General features: G+C 60.8%; 13 protein-coding genes and 1 pseudogene. 10 read left to right on the top strand and 4 right to left on the bottom strand.

The window, feature by feature from the left end; all coding sequences use genetic code 11:
* The 3 genes and pseudogenes from ASD32_RS19700 to ASD32_RS19690 all read right to left on the bottom strand — a co-directional run.
* A pseudogene (locus ASD32_RS19700) lies at nt 1-324 on the bottom strand (sugar ABC transporter permease); the annotation flags it as partial.
* A gap of 236 nt (nt 325-560) precedes the next feature.
* A complete protein-coding gene (locus ASD32_RS19695) occupies nt 561-1,871 on the bottom strand; it encodes a sugar ABC transporter substrate-binding protein (RefSeq protein ID WP_060639749.1) in 1,311 nt (436 codons plus the stop codon).
* Nucleotides 1,872-2,024: 153 nt separating this feature from the next.
* Nucleotides 2,025-2,978: a sugar-binding transcriptional regulator gene (locus tag ASD32_RS19690; protein WP_060639748.1), complete on the bottom strand. Its 954-nt coding sequence runs from the start codon at nt 2,976-2,978 to the stop codon at nt 2,025-2,027.
* Nucleotides 2,979-3,182: 204 nt separating this feature from the next.
* Between ASD32_RS19690 and ASD32_RS19685 the strand changes: the two genes are divergently transcribed.
* The 3 genes from ASD32_RS19685 to ASD32_RS19675 all read left to right on the top strand — a co-directional run bounded on the left by ASD32_RS19685 (nt 3,183) and on the right by ASD32_RS19675 (nt 7,761).
* A complete protein-coding gene (locus tag ASD32_RS19685) occupies nt 3,183-4,544 on the top strand; it encodes an NAD(P)-dependent oxidoreductase (RefSeq protein ID WP_060639747.1) in 1,362 nt (453 codons plus the stop codon).
* A gap of 15 nt (nt 4,545-4,559) precedes the next feature.
* Nucleotides 4,560-5,873: an NAD-dependent dihydropyrimidine dehydrogenase subunit PreA gene (gene preA / locus ASD32_RS19680; protein WP_060639746.1), complete on the top strand. Its 1,314-nt coding sequence runs from the start codon at nt 4,560-4,562 to the stop codon at nt 5,871-5,873.
* 220 nt (nt 5,874-6,093) lie between these two features.
* Nucleotides 6,094-7,761 carry an adenylate/guanylate cyclase domain-containing protein gene (locus ASD32_RS19675; RefSeq protein WP_060639745.1) on the top strand — a complete coding sequence of 556 codons (1,668 nt, stop codon included), beginning with the start codon at nt 6,094-6,096 and terminating at the stop codon, nt 7,759-7,761.
* A 50-nt stretch (nt 7,762-7,811) separates the two neighbouring features.
* Here ASD32_RS19675 and ASD32_RS19670 read toward each other — a convergent pair whose 3' ends face one another.
* Entirely contained in the window at nt 7,812-8,462 is a 651-nt protein-coding gene (locus ASD32_RS19670; protein WP_060639744.1) for a TetR family transcriptional regulator C-terminal domain-containing protein, read from the bottom strand.
* Between the two features lie 305 nt (nt 8,463-8,767).
* Between ASD32_RS19670 and ASD32_RS19665 the strand changes: the two genes are divergently transcribed.
* The 7 genes from ASD32_RS19665 (at nt 8,768) to ASD32_RS19635 (ending at nt 14,735) form a co-directional block, all read left to right on the top strand.
* A complete protein-coding gene (locus ASD32_RS19665) occupies nt 8,768-10,021 on the top strand; it encodes a Zn-dependent hydrolase (protein WP_060639743.1) in 1,254 nt (417 codons plus the stop codon).
* Nucleotides 10,022-10,170: 149 nt separating this feature from the next.
* A complete protein-coding gene (locus tag ASD32_RS19660) occupies nt 10,171-10,605 on the top strand; it encodes an endonuclease domain-containing protein (protein ID WP_244490205.1) in 435 nt (144 codons plus the stop codon).
* Nucleotides 10,602-12,056: a dihydropyrimidinase gene (gene hydA, locus ASD32_RS19655; RefSeq protein ID WP_060639741.1), complete on the top strand. Its 1,455-nt coding sequence runs from the start codon at nt 10,602-10,604 to the stop codon at nt 12,054-12,056. The genes ASD32_RS19660 and hydA overlap by 4 nt, the downstream gene beginning before the upstream one ends.
* A complete protein-coding gene (locus tag ASD32_RS19650) occupies nt 12,053-12,526 on the top strand; it encodes a hypothetical protein (RefSeq protein ID WP_060639740.1) in 474 nt (157 codons plus the stop codon). The genes hydA and ASD32_RS19650 overlap by 4 nt, the downstream gene beginning before the upstream one ends.
* 451 nt (nt 12,527-12,977) lie before the next feature.
* A complete protein-coding gene (locus ASD32_RS19645) occupies nt 12,978-13,769 on the top strand; it encodes an ABC transporter ATP-binding protein (RefSeq protein WP_060639739.1) in 792 nt (263 codons plus the stop codon).
* 166 nt (nt 13,770-13,935) lie between these two features.
* Nucleotides 13,936-14,403 (top strand): endonuclease domain-containing protein, encoded by a 468-nt coding sequence (locus ASD32_RS19640; protein ID WP_244490204.1) that lies wholly within the window; start codon nt 13,936-13,938, stop codon nt 14,401-14,403.
* Nucleotides 14,400-14,735: a hypothetical protein gene (locus tag ASD32_RS19635; protein ID WP_060639738.1), complete on the top strand. Its 336-nt coding sequence runs from the start codon at nt 14,400-14,402 to the stop codon at nt 14,733-14,735. Before ASD32_RS19640 ends, ASD32_RS19635 begins: the two co-directional genes overlap by 4 nt.
* Nucleotides 14,736-14,737 lie beyond the last annotated feature (2 nt).

The raw sequence follows: 14,737 nt of genomic DNA, 5'->3' as shown, positions 1-14,737 counted from the left end.
CACCAGGATGCGCACCAGCCCCTGGCCCCACATCGGCTGATCAAGCAACAGCGCAATCGAGATGCCTCCGATGACGGTGATCAAAAGCACGCCGACCACGATGACCAGCGTGTTCCAGATCGACTGGAAAAATGCGGGATCCGAATAGAAATACTGGTAGTTGAACAGGCCAGCGAAACTGACATTGCCCGGATTGAGCAGATTGTAGTTCTGGAACGAAAACCAAAGCGTCATCGCCAAAGGCACGATCATCCAGATCAGCAAAAGCCCAACCGACGGGGCCATCATCCAGCGCGCAAGCACGCGCGTATTCTGCGTAGCCATTTCAACACCCTCCCTTTGACGCCGGTATTTTTAATGCCGGTCCTTGCGATACCGGTCCTTGCGGTGCCGGTATGGGCACCCGCCCCGCCGGGAGGGCAGCAAGCCGGCCGCCTTGGTCTTCTTTTTGAAAAAAGCCTGACGTCAGACGCAGCGACAATAGACTTCACCATGTCTGGCGTCAGGTAAAAAGTGGCAACCCGGATGGTAGTCCGGGCCGCCTGTCCTTGGGAAGGAACCTACTTGATGTAACCGCCGCGCGTCATTTCGCGGGTGGTGACCTGCTGTGCCTGGGCCAGCGCATCGTCAACCGTCATCTGACCGGCAAGAGCTGCCGAGAACAGCTGGCCGACCGTCGTGCCAAGACCCTGGAATTCCGGGATGGCGACGAACTGAACACCGACGTAAGGCACGGGCTTTACGGACGGGTTCTTCGGATCGGCGGCATTGATGCTCTCGAGGGTCATCTTGGCGAACGGAGCCGCCTTCTGATACTCGGGATTATTGTAGAGCGAGGTGCGCGTGCCCGGAGGAACGTTGGCCCAGCCTTCCTTGGCCGCAACGATGTCGAGATAGTGCTTGCTGGTTGCCCAGGACACGAACTTCTCGGCCGCTTCCGCTTTCTGGGTGCCTGCCGGGATGGCCAGGTTCCAGGCCCACAGCCAGTTGCCGCGCTTGCCAAGACCCGTGTCGGGCGCCAGAGCGAAACCGACCTTGTCGGCAACGGTGGAATCCTTCGGGTTGGTCACGAAGGACGCTGCCACCGTGGCATCGATCCACATGCCGCACTTGCCCTGCTGGAACAGTGCCAGGTTTTCGTTGAAGCCGTTGGACGAGGCGCCCTGCGGGCCCGCATCGTTCATCAGCTTGACATACATGTCGAGCGTTGCCTTCCATTCCGGCTGATCGAACTGGGGCTTCCAGTTTTCGTCAAACCAGCGGGCGCCAAAAGCGTTGGACGTGGCGGTCAGGAACGCCATGTTCTCGCCCCAGCCGGCCTTGCCGCGAAGGCAGATGCCGTTGATGCCGGCCGCACGGTCGGTCATCTTGCGGGCCGCCTCACCGATGAACTCCCAGGTCGGAGCATCCGGCATGGTCAAGCCAGCCTTTTCGATCAGGTCCTTGCGGTACATGACCATCGAGCTTTCGCCGTAGAACGGAGCCGCATAGAGCTTGTCGTCCATGGTCAGACCGGAGCGGATGGCCGGAAGCAGGTCATCGACGTCATAATCGGTGCCGAGCTTGTCGAGCGGCAGCAGCCAGCCCTGCTTGGCCCAGATCGGAACTTCGTAGGTACCGATCGTCAGAACGTCGTACTGGCCGCCCTTGGTGGCGATATCCGTGGTGACGCGTTCGCGCAGCACGTTTTCTTCAAGGGTGACCCATTCGAGCTGAATGTCGGGATTGGCTTTGGTGAAATCGTCCGTCAGCGTCTGCATGCGGACCATGTCGCCATTGTTCACCGTGGCAATGGTGAGGGTTTCTGCCTGTGCGAAACCCGCGATGCCGATTGCCGAGCACGTGCCCAGCAGGAAAGTTTTCAAGTTCATATATCTTCCTCCCAGAAGAGTTATGAGCATTTGCCTTGCTCGTGGGCAATTACTCACACATCCGCAAAAAATGTCAATCGCCATTCGTTGCTGCAGTGCAGAAACGAAGCCTCATTGTTTTGATTTTGCTAATGAAAATTTATGAGGGTGCGCTCAATCCTTGAGCAGAAACTGCGCCGTCGTCTCATCGGTGATCAGACCGTTGATCACCCGGCCGCGCAATGCTGCCCTCAGCGCGATATATTTCCGCCTGCCCTTCGCCATGCCGATCACCGTCGCCGAATCGCGCGATGGCAAGGGCACGCTGGCGACGCGCTGGTTGATCGTGCCGGACATCATCCGCCCGTCACCATCAAACATCCAGCCGCAGATTTCCCCTGCGGCCCCCTCGTCCATCAACCGGGCCATCTCGTCTGCCGCCAGGAAACCGTCCTCGCAAAGCGGCGCCTGCTGACCAAGCTCACCCACGCCGACAAAGGCGACATCGGCTTCCGAACCAAGCTGCAGGGCCGATTTGACCAGCGCCTGGTTGTGGAGCAGCGCCCGCTCTTCCGGCGACGAGACCAGAACCGGCAAGGGCATCGGAAAATGCCGCGCCTTGACCGCATCCGCCATCGAGAAGATGACGTTGTAATAGGCCGCCGACCCATCCAGGCCGATATTGCCGGTTAAAGAGACGATGCGGTGCTGGGGACATTCCATCGCTGGCAGCTGGTCGATTGCCGCCTTCAGCGTTCGCCCCGTGCCGATCGCCAGGATGATCGGATCGGCCGATTTCAGCCAGCGCTCGATCTCGGCTGCCCCCGCCTCGGCAATGCCGACCGTGGTCGATGACGATCCGGGGTCGCTCGGCACGATATCCACTTGCCTAAGGTCGAATTTCTCCTTGAGGCGCAGCCCAAGCTCGAGACAGGCTGCGATCGGGTGGTCGAGGCGAACCTTGATCAGCCGCTCGGCCATGGCCAGCGACACCAGGCGCTGCGCCGACTGGCGCGAGATGCCCATGGCAGCGGCGATTTCGTCCTGCGTGCGCCCGGCGACATAGTAGAGCCAGCCTGCACGCGCGGCATCATCGAGCCTGTTATTGCCTTCCGGTCTGCGCGCCATTGTCCGTACTCCCTGAACGATGTGCTGACACTTTTTCCCGGCTTCTGTCAAACACAGACGATCGCAGCGTCGCATCGAAAGCCCTTCAAAACCCCAGCACACCGGGATTCCTGCAATTTTCATTTTAAAATTTTTACCGTTTGATAAATAAATAAAGCGTGGTACCGTTCCGACATCCTGAGGCACGACATTTGGGAGCAAAAAATGGGAACGACTGACACTGGAATACTGAGCGGGCGCCTGTCTCCCGTCGAATACGAACATAATTTTTCCGATCTGCATCCGCCGCTTGACGACCATGAAGCCCTGGTCGCCTCCGACCGCTGTTACTTCTGCTATGACGCGCCCTGCATGACGGCCTGTCCCACCTCCATCGATATCCCGCTGTTCATCCGGCAGATATCGACTGGAAACCCGATCGGGTCGGCCAACACCATTTTCGACCAGAACATTCTGGGCGGCATGTGCGCCCGCGTCTGTCCCACCGAAACGCTGTGCGAACAGGCCTGCGTGCGCAACGAGGCTGAACACCGGCCGGTCGAGATCGGGCGGCTGCAGCGTTATGCGACCGATATTGCCATGCGTGAAAACCGGCAATTCTACCAGCGCGCCGAACCCACGGGCAAATCCATCGCCGTCATCGGCGCCGGCCCGGCCGGTCTCGCCTGCGCCCACCGTCTGGCCGTCAAGGGCCATGAGGTCACCATCTACGATGCCCGCGAAAAGGCCGGCGGCCTCAACGAATATGGTATCGCCACCTATAAGGCGGTCGATGATTTCGCCCAGGCCGAAGTCGATTATGTGCTGTCGATCGGCGGCATCGACATCCGCAACCGCATGATGCTCGGCCGCGACTTTTCGCTGAGCGACATGCTGGCCAAGCATGATGCCGTCTTTCTCGGCTTGGGCCTCGCCGGCGTCAATGCGCTGAGGGCTGAGGGAGAGACTGCCGAAGGCGTCGAGGATGCCGTCGATTTCATCGCCGCGCTGCGCCAGTCGGCAACCAAGTCCGACATCGCCATCGGCCGCCGCGTCGTGGTGCTCGGCGGCGGCATGACTGCCGTCGATGCGGCCGTGCAGGCCAAGCTGCTTGGCGCCGAGGAAGTGACCATCTGCTACCGCCGCGGCAAGGAGCACATGAATGCGTCCGTGTTCGAACAAGATCTTGCCGCCGCCAAGGGCGTGACCATCCGCCACTGGCTGCAGCCCAAGCGCATCATTTCCCGCGATGGCAGAGTGGCCGGGATCGAACTCGACTATACCACCCTTGCCGACGGCCGCCTGACCACAACCGGCGAAACCGGCGTCATCACCGCCGACCATGTGCTGAAAGCCATCGGCCAGACGTTCGAGGCCGACGGCCTTGGCATCATCACCCTGCAGTCCGGCCGCATCGTCGTCGATGCCGAAGGCCGCACATCGCTCGACCGTGTCTGGGCGGGTGGCGACTGTGTGCTTGGCGGCGAAGACCTGACGGTCTCGGCCGTGGCACATGGCCGCGATGCCGCCGAATCGATCAACCATATGCTCGCCGCTGCATCGCAGCCGGCCGTTGCCGTCGCGTGAAGGGGAGAATGAACCATGGCTGATCTGCGCAATAATTTCGTCGGCATCAAATCCCCGAACCCCTTCTGGCTGGCTTCGGCGCCGCCGACCGACAAGGCCTACAATGTCGAGCGCGCCTTCAAGGCGGGCTGGGGCGGCGTCGTCTGGAAGACGCTGGGCGAGGAAGGCCCGCCCGTCGTCAACGTCAACGGTCCGCGCTACGGCGCGATCTGGGGCGCCGACCGCCGTCTGCTGGGCCTCAACAATATCGAACTGATCACCGACCGCGACCTCTACACCAACCTGCGCGAAATGAAGCAGGTGAAGATGAACTGGCCGGACCGGGCACTGATCGCCTCGATCATGGTGCCGTGCGAGGAAAACGCCTGGAAATCGATCCTGCCGCTGGTCGAGGAAACCGGCGCCGATGGCATCGAGCTCAATTTCGGCTGTCCGCACGGCATGTCGGAACGCGGCATGGGCGCTGCGGTCGGACAGGTGCCGGAATATATCGAAATGGTCGTGCGCTGGTGCAAGCAATATACCCGCATGCCCGTCATCACCAAGCTGACGCCGAACATCACCGATGTGCGCAAGCCCGCGCGCGCCGCCAAATCCGGCGGCACCGATGCCGTGTCGCTGATCAACACGATCAATTCGATCACTTCGGTCAATCTCGACACGTTCTCGCCGGAACCCTCGATCGACGGCAAGGGCAGCCATGGCGGCTATTGCGGCCCGGCGGTCAAGCCGATCGCACTCAACATGGTGGCGGAAATCGCCCGCGATCCGGAAACCTACGGCCTGCCGATCTCCGGCATTGGCGGCATCACCACCTGGCGGGATGCGGCCGAATTCCTCGTGCTTGGCGCCGGCAATGTCCAGGTCTGCACGGCGGCGATGACCTATGGCTTCAAGATCGTCCAGGAGATGATTACCGGGCTTTCCAGCTGGATGGATGCCAAGGGCCATCGCACCCTCGACGATATCTGCGGCCGCGCCGTGCCCAACGTCTCCGACTGGCAATATCTCAACCTCAACTATATCGCCAAGGCGCGCATCGACCAGGATGCTTGCATCAAATGCGGCCGCTGCCACATCGCCTGCGAGGACACCTCGCACCAGGCGATCACCCAATATGTCGATGGCAAAAGGCATTTCGAGGTGATGGAAGACGAATGCGTCGGCTGCAATCTCTGCGTCAATGTCTGTCCCGTACAGGATTGCATCACCATGGTCGGCCTTGAGCCGGGTGTGCTGGATGAGCGCACCGGCAAGACGGTCGATCCGAACTATGCCAACTGGACGACACACCCGAACAACCCGATGGCCCGCCAGGCCGCCGAATAATATCGTCACGGGAAGACCAGATATCAGCCGCTTCGCCGCACACGCGAGGCGGCTGATTGCATTTGCGACAGCGGAAAACCCCGTTGATCCCCGTGCAAAACCCATTGGACACCAAATCACGACGATGCGTCTACAAAACGTGCGTTGCCCCTCACCGCGAACTCGTCAATAACAGGCAGGAAAACAAGACGCGGCCAGGCCGCCAACACCGGATGTCTGCTTGAAGATCGCCTCCCCACGTACGCGCAAAAGGCTGCATCTCCTGACGGGCGCTTGCCTCGGCCTATTTCTGCTCACGCATTTCTTAAACCACGCGCTTGGCCTCGTCTCCGTCGAGGCGATGGAAGGCGCGCGCCGGATCTTCAATATGGTCTGGCGCACCTGGCTGGGCACGGTGCTGCTCTACGGATCGCTTCTCGTGCACTTCGTGCTGGCGCTGGAAAGCCTCTACCGCCGGCAGACCCTGCGCATGCCGGTGCGCGAGATGCTGAAGATCGTCTTCGGCCTGTCCTTTCCGTTCCTGCTGGTCAGCCATGTCATCAACACGCGCATCGAATCGGCGCTGACCGGGTTTGGCGACGGCTATTACGAAGTCCTGTCACGGCTTTGGGCGAGCCCCTTCTCTGCCAGCACGCAATCGATAGCACTTGTCTTGGCCTGGGCGCATGGCTGTCTCGGCTTCTGGTTCTGGATGCGCGGCCGGGACTGGTATCCGAAATACTTTCTGCTGATCTATTCCTTTGCCCTGCTCGTTCCGCTTCTCGCCCTGCTCGGCTTCGTCGTTGGCGCCCGCTCCATTCCGGCAATGGCCTCCGATACCTGGTTCAAGCCGGTTCACACGCCGCCCGAAATCCTGTCGGATATCCGCCGCATCATCTTCGCCACGCTGATCACGGCAGTCGGCGGCACCCTCCTGCTGCGCGCCATTCCGGTCAGGGGAAAAATCCGCGTCACCTATCCCGATCGGGCAATTTCCGTTGCAAAAGGGTTCAGCGTGCTGGAAGCAAGCCGTGCCGCTGGCATCCCGCATCTGTCGGTATGCGGCGGGCGCGGACGCTGTTCGACCTGCCGGGTCCGGGTGACAGAGGGGCTGGAACGCCAGCCTGGCCCCAGCGATGCCGAGCGCACGACGCTGACGCGTATCCGCGCGCCCGACAATGTGCGTCTTGCCTGCCAGTTGCGGCCGATCCACAATCTGTCGATCTCGCCCATTCTCGGCGGCGACAATATTGGCCTGAGGGCCCAGCCGACGGAACAGCAGGCTGCCGGACGCGAACGCCACATCGCCGTGCTGTTTTGCGATCTGCGCGATTTCACGCTGCTGGCGCAAAAGCAGCTCCCCTTCGACACGGTCTTCCTGCTCAACCGCTATTTCGAGACCATCGGTGAAGCGGTGGAAGAATCGGGCGGCGTGATCGACAAGTTCATCGGCGACGGGGCACTCGCGCTGTTCGGGCTGAACAACCGCATCGAAGACGCGTGCGCGCAGGCGCTGACGGCAACGGCGCGCATCGCCAAGGGCATCGATGTGCTCAACCGCAATTTCCTGAGCGAACTCGACAAACCCCTGCGCATCGCCATGGGCATGCATGCCGGGCCGGCGATTATCGGCCAGATCGGCTACGGAAAAGCCTCGGCGCTGACCGCCGTCGGTGACACGATCAATGCGGCCAGCCGCCTGGAAGGGTTCGCCAAGGAATATGATGCGCAGCTTGCCGTCTCCGCCGATGTCGTCCGCTATGCCGGGCTGAAAGTCGATGACCGGGAAAGCTACAATATCTCGATCCGCGGCCGCACCGGCACGCTTGAAACCTTGATCGTCTATGATGCCGCCGAGATCGGGGCGATGATCGAAGCGGAAAAACGCGAGACACGCCCGTCGGCCTGACAGGAGTGCTGCACGCTAAGCAGAAAGATTGCGAAGCGTTTGAGAGCCGGTCAGGCGCCGCCGTCCCTGATTTCCAGGCCACTGACGAACAATTGCTCAAGAAACCGCGCCGCGTCTTCAAAACGCCCGTCGCCGGAGCGCCCGTCACCCAGCACCGCGCGCACCTGAACATCGAAATCGGCGTAATGCTGCGTCGTCGACCAGATGGCGAAAATCAGGTGATACGGATCGCATTTGGCGATCTTGCCGGCTTTGGCCCAGCTGCGGATGACCTCGGCCTTCTCATCGACCAGCGATTTCAAAGGCCCCTTCAACTCGTCCTCGATATGGGGCGCGCTCTGCAGGATTTCATTGGCGAACAGCCGGCTTTCGCGTGGAAAATCCCGTGCCATCTCCAGTTTGCGGCGGATATAGCTGCGGATTTCCGACACGGGGTTTCCCTCCGCATCGAATTCGCGCAGCGGATCGAGCCAGCTGTCGAGCACGCGGTCGATCAGCGCCCGGTGCATCGCCTCCTTGGTGCGGAAATAATAGAGCAGATTGGGTTTGGACATGCCTGCCACATCGGCGATCTGATCGATGGTGCTGCCGCGAAAACCGTGAATGGCAAACACGTCCAGCGCCGCCTCCAGAATCAGTTCTTCCTTCTCCTCCTGGATGCGGGTTCGCCTTTGCGTTCGGGCTGCCCTCGGAAGTACCATTTTTCCCCCAGTCTTCTCACAACGTCTTCTCACCAATCGCCGCCTGCGCGCGGCCTCAAAAACATCCGAAAACCGCATGATCCAAAAATTCGGACGGCACTAACGTTTTTTCTGTTTTTCACCTTGAGTGCGGCAAAGGAAGTTGTAATGTTTTACCAACCGGTCAAATTATCAGTCAGTTCAAACACAAACGCAACGGCTGATCGCAGGGCAATCGAAAAAACCAGATTGCCCCGATTTGATCAAGGGAACGGCGGGATGCGCACCATATTGCGCTTCCCTTAAAAAGAATGAGGAGAACCGTCATGGCTCATGCACCGGGCGAGAACATGCGCGTCAATGCCGACCGTCTGTGGGATTCACTGATGGACATGGCGAAAATCGGCCCCGGCATTGCCGGCGGCAACAACCGCCAGACATTGACCGACGAGGACGGCGAAGGCCGCCACCTGTTTCAAAAATGGTGCGAAGACGCCGGCATGACGATGGGCGTCGACAAGATGGGCACGATGTTTGCCACCCGCCCCGGCACCGATCCCGATGCGCTGCCCGTCTATGTCGGCAGCCATCTCGATACCCAGCCGACCGGCGGCAAATATGACGGCGTGCTCGGCGTGCTCGGCGCGCTGGAAGTCGTGCGCACCATGAACGATCTCGGCATCAAGACCAAACATCCGATCGTCGTCACCAACTGGGCCAATGAGGAAGGTGCGCGCTTTGCACCCGCCATGCTCGCCTCCGGCGTCTTTGCCGGCATTCACGAGCTCGACTACGCCTATGGCCGCAAGGACCCCGAGGGCAAGACCTACGGCGACGAGTTGAAGCGGATCGGCTGGCAAGGCGAAGAAGAGGTCGGCGCCCGCAAAATGCACGCCTATTTCGAATATCATATCGAGCAGGGCCCCATCCTGGAGGCAGAGGAAAAGACCATCGGCGTGGTGACGCATTGTCAGGGCCTGTGGTGGCTGGAATTCACGCTGACCGGCCGCGAGGCCCATACCGGCTCGACGCCGATGAACCTGCGCGTCAATGCCGGCCTTGCCATGGCGCGGATCGTCGAAATGGTCCAGGGCGTTGCCATGGAAAACCAGCCGGGCGCCGTTGGCGGCGTCGGCCAGGTGTTCTTCTCGCCCAATTCCCGCAACGTGCTGCCGGGCAAGGTCGTCTTCACTGTCGATATCCGCTCTCCCGACAAGGCCAAGCTCGACCGCATGCGCGCCAAGATCGAGGCCGAAGCCCCCAGGATCACCGAGGCGCTCGGCGTCGGCTGTTCCGTCGAAGCCATCGGCCATTTCGAGCCGGTCACCTTTGACCCGGCCCTGGTCACCGCGGTGCGCTCCGCCGCCGAAAGGCTCGGCTACAGCCACATGAACCTCATCTCCGGCGCCGGCCACGATGCCTGCTGGGCCGCCAAGGTCGCTCCCGCCACCATGGTCATGTGCCCCTGCGTCGGCGGCCTCAGCCACAACGAGGCAGAGGAAATATCCAAGGAATGGGCGTCGGCCGGATGCGACGTGCTGTTTCATGCGGTGGTGGAGACGGCGGGGATTGTGGGGTAATGCCAAACGCAGTGCGCTTCACCCCCTCATCCGCCCTGCGGGCACCTTCTCCCCAAGGGGAGAAGGGAGGGAGGACGACGCCAGCGGTTTTTCCCTTCTCCCCCACGGGGAGAAGGTGGCCCGAAGGGTCGGATGAGGGGGCGCCGCGCATGCCGAAGAACGATGCAACCAAACGCCGTTCGGGCAAGACCGCCTTTGCAAGACACCTGCGGCAAAATGAGACCGAAGAAGAATACAATCTCTGGAGCGATCTGCGCGCCCGGCGGCTGAACGGCTTCAAGTTTGCACGGCAAATTCCGCTGGGACCCTACATCGTCGATTTCGTGTGTCGAGAGCGTCGGCTCGTCGTCGAGATCGATGGATTTCATCACGCCGAAAGCCGATATGATGCCGCCCGAACGGTGTGGCTCAACACACAGGGCTATTCCGTGTTGCGGTTTTGGAACCACGACATTTCCAAAGGACGCACATCCGTCCTCGAAACCATTCTGGCCGCCCTTGACGGAGCGCTGGAAGAAGACCCAGCCTCGGGCTTCTACTCGCCGGCCGCTACCGAAAAAAACAGAAGGAAATCCGATCCATGACCACAGTCATCAAAAACGGAACCATCGTCACCGCCGACCTCACCTACAAGGCCGACGTCAAGATCGATGGTGGCAGGATCGTGGAGATCGGGCCTGATCTCACTGCTGACGAGACGCTGGATGCGACCGGCTGTTATGTCATGCCGGGCGGCATCGATCCGCATACGCATCTCGAAATGCCGTTCATGGGCACCTATTCCTCCGACGATTTCGAGAGCGGCACGCGCGCGGCACTGTCCGGCGGCACGACCATGGTCGTCGATTTCGCCCTGCCGGCGCCAGGCCAGTCGCTGCTCGAAGCGCTCACCATGTGGGACAACAAGACGTCGCGGGCCAATTGCGATTTCTCCTTCCACATGGCGATCACCTGGTGGGGCGAGCAGGTCTTCAACGAGATGCAGACGATCGTAGAGGACAAGGGCATCAACTCGTTCAAGCACTTCATGGCCTATAAGGGCGCGCTGATGGTGGATGACGACGAGATGTTCCACTCGTTCCAGCGCTGCGCCGAACTTGGCGCGCTGCCGATGGTGCATGCCGAAAACGGCGATATCGTTGCGCAGATGCAGGCAAAGCTGCTGGCGGACGGCAATAATGGCCCCGAGGCCCACGCCTATTCGCGCCCGGCCGCCGTGGAGGGCGAAGCCACCAACCGCGCCATCATCATCGCCGATATGGCCGGCAGCCCGCTCTATGTGGTGCACACGTCCTGTGAACAGGCGCATGAGGCCATCCGCCGCGCCCGTCAAAACGGCATGCGCGTCTATGGCGAACCGCTGATCCAGCACCTGACGCTGGATGAAAGCGAATATGCCAACCCCGATTGGGACCATGCCGCGCGCCGCGTGATGTCGCCGCCGTTCCGCAACAAGCAGCATCAGGACAGTCTCTGGGCTGGACTTTCCGCCGGGTCCCTGCAGGTGGTCGCCACCGACCACTGCGCCTTCACCACGGCGCAGAAACGCTTCGGCGCCGGCGATTTCACCAAGATCCCCAATGGTACCGGCGGGCTTGAAGACCGCATGCCGATGCTGTGGACACACGGCGTCGCCACCGGCCGCATCACCATGAACGAGTTCGTGGCCGTCACCTCGACAAATATCGCCAAGATCCTCAACATCTATCCGAAGAAGGGCGCGATCCTGGTCGGCGCCGATGCCGATCTCATCGTCTGGGACCCGAAGCGCGCAAAGACCATTTCGGCCGCAACCCAGCAATCGGCGATCGATTACAACGTCTTCGAGGGCAAGCAGGTCACCGGCCTGCCGCGCTACACGCTGACCGCCGGCATCGTCGTCATCGAGGAATCGACGGTGAAGACCCGCGAAGGCCAGGGCAAATTCGTCAAGCGCGAACCCTACACCGCCGTCAACAAGGCGCTCTCGACCTGGAAGGACATCACCGCACCCCGCAAGGTGCAGCGGACCGGCATCCCGGCCAGCGGGGTGTGATCATCGTGGGGGCAGGTCCAGTTGATGTGTGGCAGGTGATGTACGGCTACATACTGGCCGTGCCCGCAGGTTTTGTCGCATGGTTGGTGACGAGGATCGTGGCCGCAGAACTCGTTTTCTTCCCCACGCCGATCGGTGTGGGCATCTTCTCTGTATTTCATCTTCCTTTCGCGCTGGCGGCGCTGATCGTTCTCGGTCTGCCGTTTACTTTGGCTTTCCTTTGGGTGATGCGATATTTCCGCATTCGCAGCCTGACAGTGCTTCTGCTAGGCGGCGCGGTCGCACCATCGGTCGCAATATTTTTGGCCAAGTCGCTCATAGGCATGTTTTCAAACTTGACCACAGGACGGTCGAACAACAGTGCTTCGTTCGTTCTGTCATTTGACACCATTCCCGCAGGAATGGTCACGTTCTACATTCTCTATCGCATGAGTCTAAAGCCATGTTTTGAGCGGGAGAACGATCGTTGAAAACCCAGGATTGCGCAGCATTCGATAGCGGTGGCCGTATCTCTACTAATACCGGGCACTTCGACTGCACCGGAAAAAATTCGCTTCAAGGACGGCACACGCTGGGGACCGCTGAAAAAATGCAGATGAGCCGCCGCCTTCCATCGACCCGGTCGCTCTGTCCCCCGCCGGCGGGCAAGGGGCGGCTCCATGGGCCAGCCGGCGCGGCACCGATAACGAACCTTCCGTTCAGACGTTGGGACAACGCTTCCCTGTTTGCGCGGCGCCGCTCAGGGATAGTCCGCCGGCGAGAGTTGACCCCACAGACATGTCCACATCTGCGTGACAACGATATCGCCAACGGCATACCGCGTTGGAAAAATATACAGTACGACTATCGCAAGCAGGGGGCCGGATGACGTCACATCAACCTTCCCAGCAATGGCATTCAGGGCGGAGCGCATCGGATACAATGACAACAACACCAGCATCCGTCGTTTCGGCGCGCGATCTCGGCCTGACATTCGAGACCAATGACGGCCCGGTCAACGCGCTGACAGGCGTCAATCTCGACGTCAACAAAGGCGATTTCGTTTCCTTCATCGGCCCCTCCGGCTGCGGCAAGACCACCTTCCTGCGCGTCATCGCCGATCTTGAAAAGCCTACCTCCGGCTCGATCACCGTCAATGGCACCACGCCGCAGGACGCCCGCAAGAACCGTTCCTATGGCTATGTCTTCCAGGCGGCGGCATTGTACCCCTGGCGCACCATTGAAAAGAATATCGCCCTGCCGCTGGAGATCATGGGCTATAGCGCAGCCGACCAGAAGGCGCGGATCGACCGCACGCTGGACCTGGTCAACCTGACGGGCTTTGGCAAGAAATTCCCCTGGCAATTGTCCGGCGGCATGCAGCAGCGCGCCTCGATCGCCAGAGCCCTTGCCTTCGATGCCGATCTTCTCCTAATGGACGAACCATTCGGCGCACTCGATGAAATCGTCCGCGATCATCTCAACGAACAATTGCTGAAACTGTGGGACCGCACCAACAAGACCATCTGCTTCGTCACCCACTCGATCCCGGAAGCGGTCTACCTCTCCACCAAGATCGTCGTCATGAGCCCCCGCCCCGGCCGCGTCACCGACATCATCGAATCCACCCTGCCCCGCGAACGCCCGCTCGGCATCCGCGAAACCCCGGAATTCCTTGCGATTGCGCACCGGGTGCGCGAGGGATTGAGAGCGGGGCATAGTTATGATGAGTAGGATGATTGGGATTGTGGCGAAGACCCCTCCCCAACCCCTCCCCACAAGGGGGAGGGGCTCGACCGCGCTTGCCGCAGCTTCTTCTTCTTTTGACAAGGCAACATTCAGGACGCGGAGTACCCGCTATCCAGCAAGTTTCAAAGAGTGGCAGAAGCCTGGAAAATTGATGGTGGCCGATGTGGGGGCCGCAGGTTCCTCCCTCCCCCTTGTGGGGAGGGTGGTGAGCGCAGCGAACCGGGAGGGGTCTTTCTTGCCGCACTCGAATATCGACCCCAAAACTCGCACCAGAGCAAAAAAACTCCGCACCGAGTTGACCAAGGCCGAAGCGAGAATGTGGAACATGCTGCGGGATTTTCGTGCGCGCGGCGGCCGGTTCCGCCGGGAAACGCCAATTGGCCCCTACATCGCTGACTTCGCCTGGCTGTCAGCCCGGATTGTCATCGAAGTCGATGGTGATAGCCATGAGACACCGGAAGGGCGAAAACACGACAAGCAGAGAGACGGGTTCCTGAAGGCCCAGGGCTTCACCGTCCTGCGCTTCGACAATGCGGATGTCATCGACGCTCCAGACTATGTTTTCCTGACGATAGAGCGCGCCATTTCGCAATTTCTGCAGAGCGAGCCGAATCCATGAACCTCTCCTTCATCCTCTGGCTCTCCGCCTCCATGGCCATCTTCCTCAGCGCCGCCACCGCATCGCGCTATTATGTGTCCACCAACAACATCCTGATCCTTCTCCTGTCGCTCGGCCTTTACTGCCTCGGCAATCTGATGATGGTGCGGCTGATGCGCGAGGGCGGGCTGGGGCTGGCTATTTCGGCCTCGGCGATTGCGCAGCTGCTGCTGGTCAATTTCATCGCCTTTGCCGTCTTCGGCGAACGGATGACCCTGCCGCAGATGGCAGGTGTCGCCCTTGGGGTGGTGGCGATGGGGCTGATGCTGATGCCTGCCGGCGGGAAGGCTTAAGC

The sequence above is a fragment of the Rhizobium sp. Root483D2 genome (genome assembly GCF_001426685.1).
GTDB lineage: Bacteria > Pseudomonadota > Alphaproteobacteria > Rhizobiales > Rhizobiaceae > Pararhizobium > Pararhizobium qamdonense.
Note: the sequence above shows the minus strand (reverse complement) of the source record. Positions and strands in the feature narration are given on the sequence as shown.

What these genes read in the sequence shown, in the direction of transcription:
- ASD32_RS19695 (WP_060639749.1), bottom strand. Translation starts at nt 1,871, where the DNA reads ATGAACTTGAAAACTTTCCTGCTGGGCACGTGCTCGGCAATCGGCATC.
- ASD32_RS19690 (WP_060639748.1), bottom strand. Translation starts at nt 2,978, where the DNA reads ATGGCGCGCAGACCGGAAGGCAATAACAGGCTCGATGATGCCGCGCGT.
- ASD32_RS19685 (WP_060639747.1), top strand. Translation starts at nt 3,183, where the DNA reads ATGGGAACGACTGACACTGGAATACTGAGCGGGCGCCTGTCTCCCGTC.
- preA (WP_060639746.1), top strand. Translation starts at nt 4,560, where the DNA reads ATGGCTGATCTGCGCAATAATTTCGTCGGCATCAAATCCCCGAACCCC.
- ASD32_RS19670 (WP_060639744.1), bottom strand. Translation starts at nt 8,462, where the DNA reads ATGGTACTTCCGAGGGCAGCCCGAACGCAAAGGCGAACCCGCATCCAG.
- ASD32_RS19665 (WP_060639743.1), top strand. Translation starts at nt 8,768, where the DNA reads ATGGCTCATGCACCGGGCGAGAACATGCGCGTCAATGCCGACCGTCTG.
- ASD32_RS19660 (WP_244490205.1), top strand. Translation starts at nt 10,171, where the DNA reads ATGCCGAAGAACGATGCAACCAAACGCCGTTCGGGCAAGACCGCCTTT.
- hydA (WP_060639741.1), top strand. Translation starts at nt 10,602, where the DNA reads ATGACCACAGTCATCAAAAACGGAACCATCGTCACCGCCGACCTCACC.
- ASD32_RS19645 (WP_060639739.1), top strand. Translation starts at nt 12,978, where the DNA reads ATGACAACAACACCAGCATCCGTCGTTTCGGCGCGCGATCTCGGCCTG.
- ASD32_RS19640 (WP_244490204.1), top strand. Translation starts at nt 13,936, where the DNA reads ATGGTGGCCGATGTGGGGGCCGCAGGTTCCTCCCTCCCCCTTGTGGGG.
- ASD32_RS19635 (WP_060639738.1), top strand. Translation starts at nt 14,400, where the DNA reads ATGAACCTCTCCTTCATCCTCTGGCTCTCCGCCTCCATGGCCATCTTC.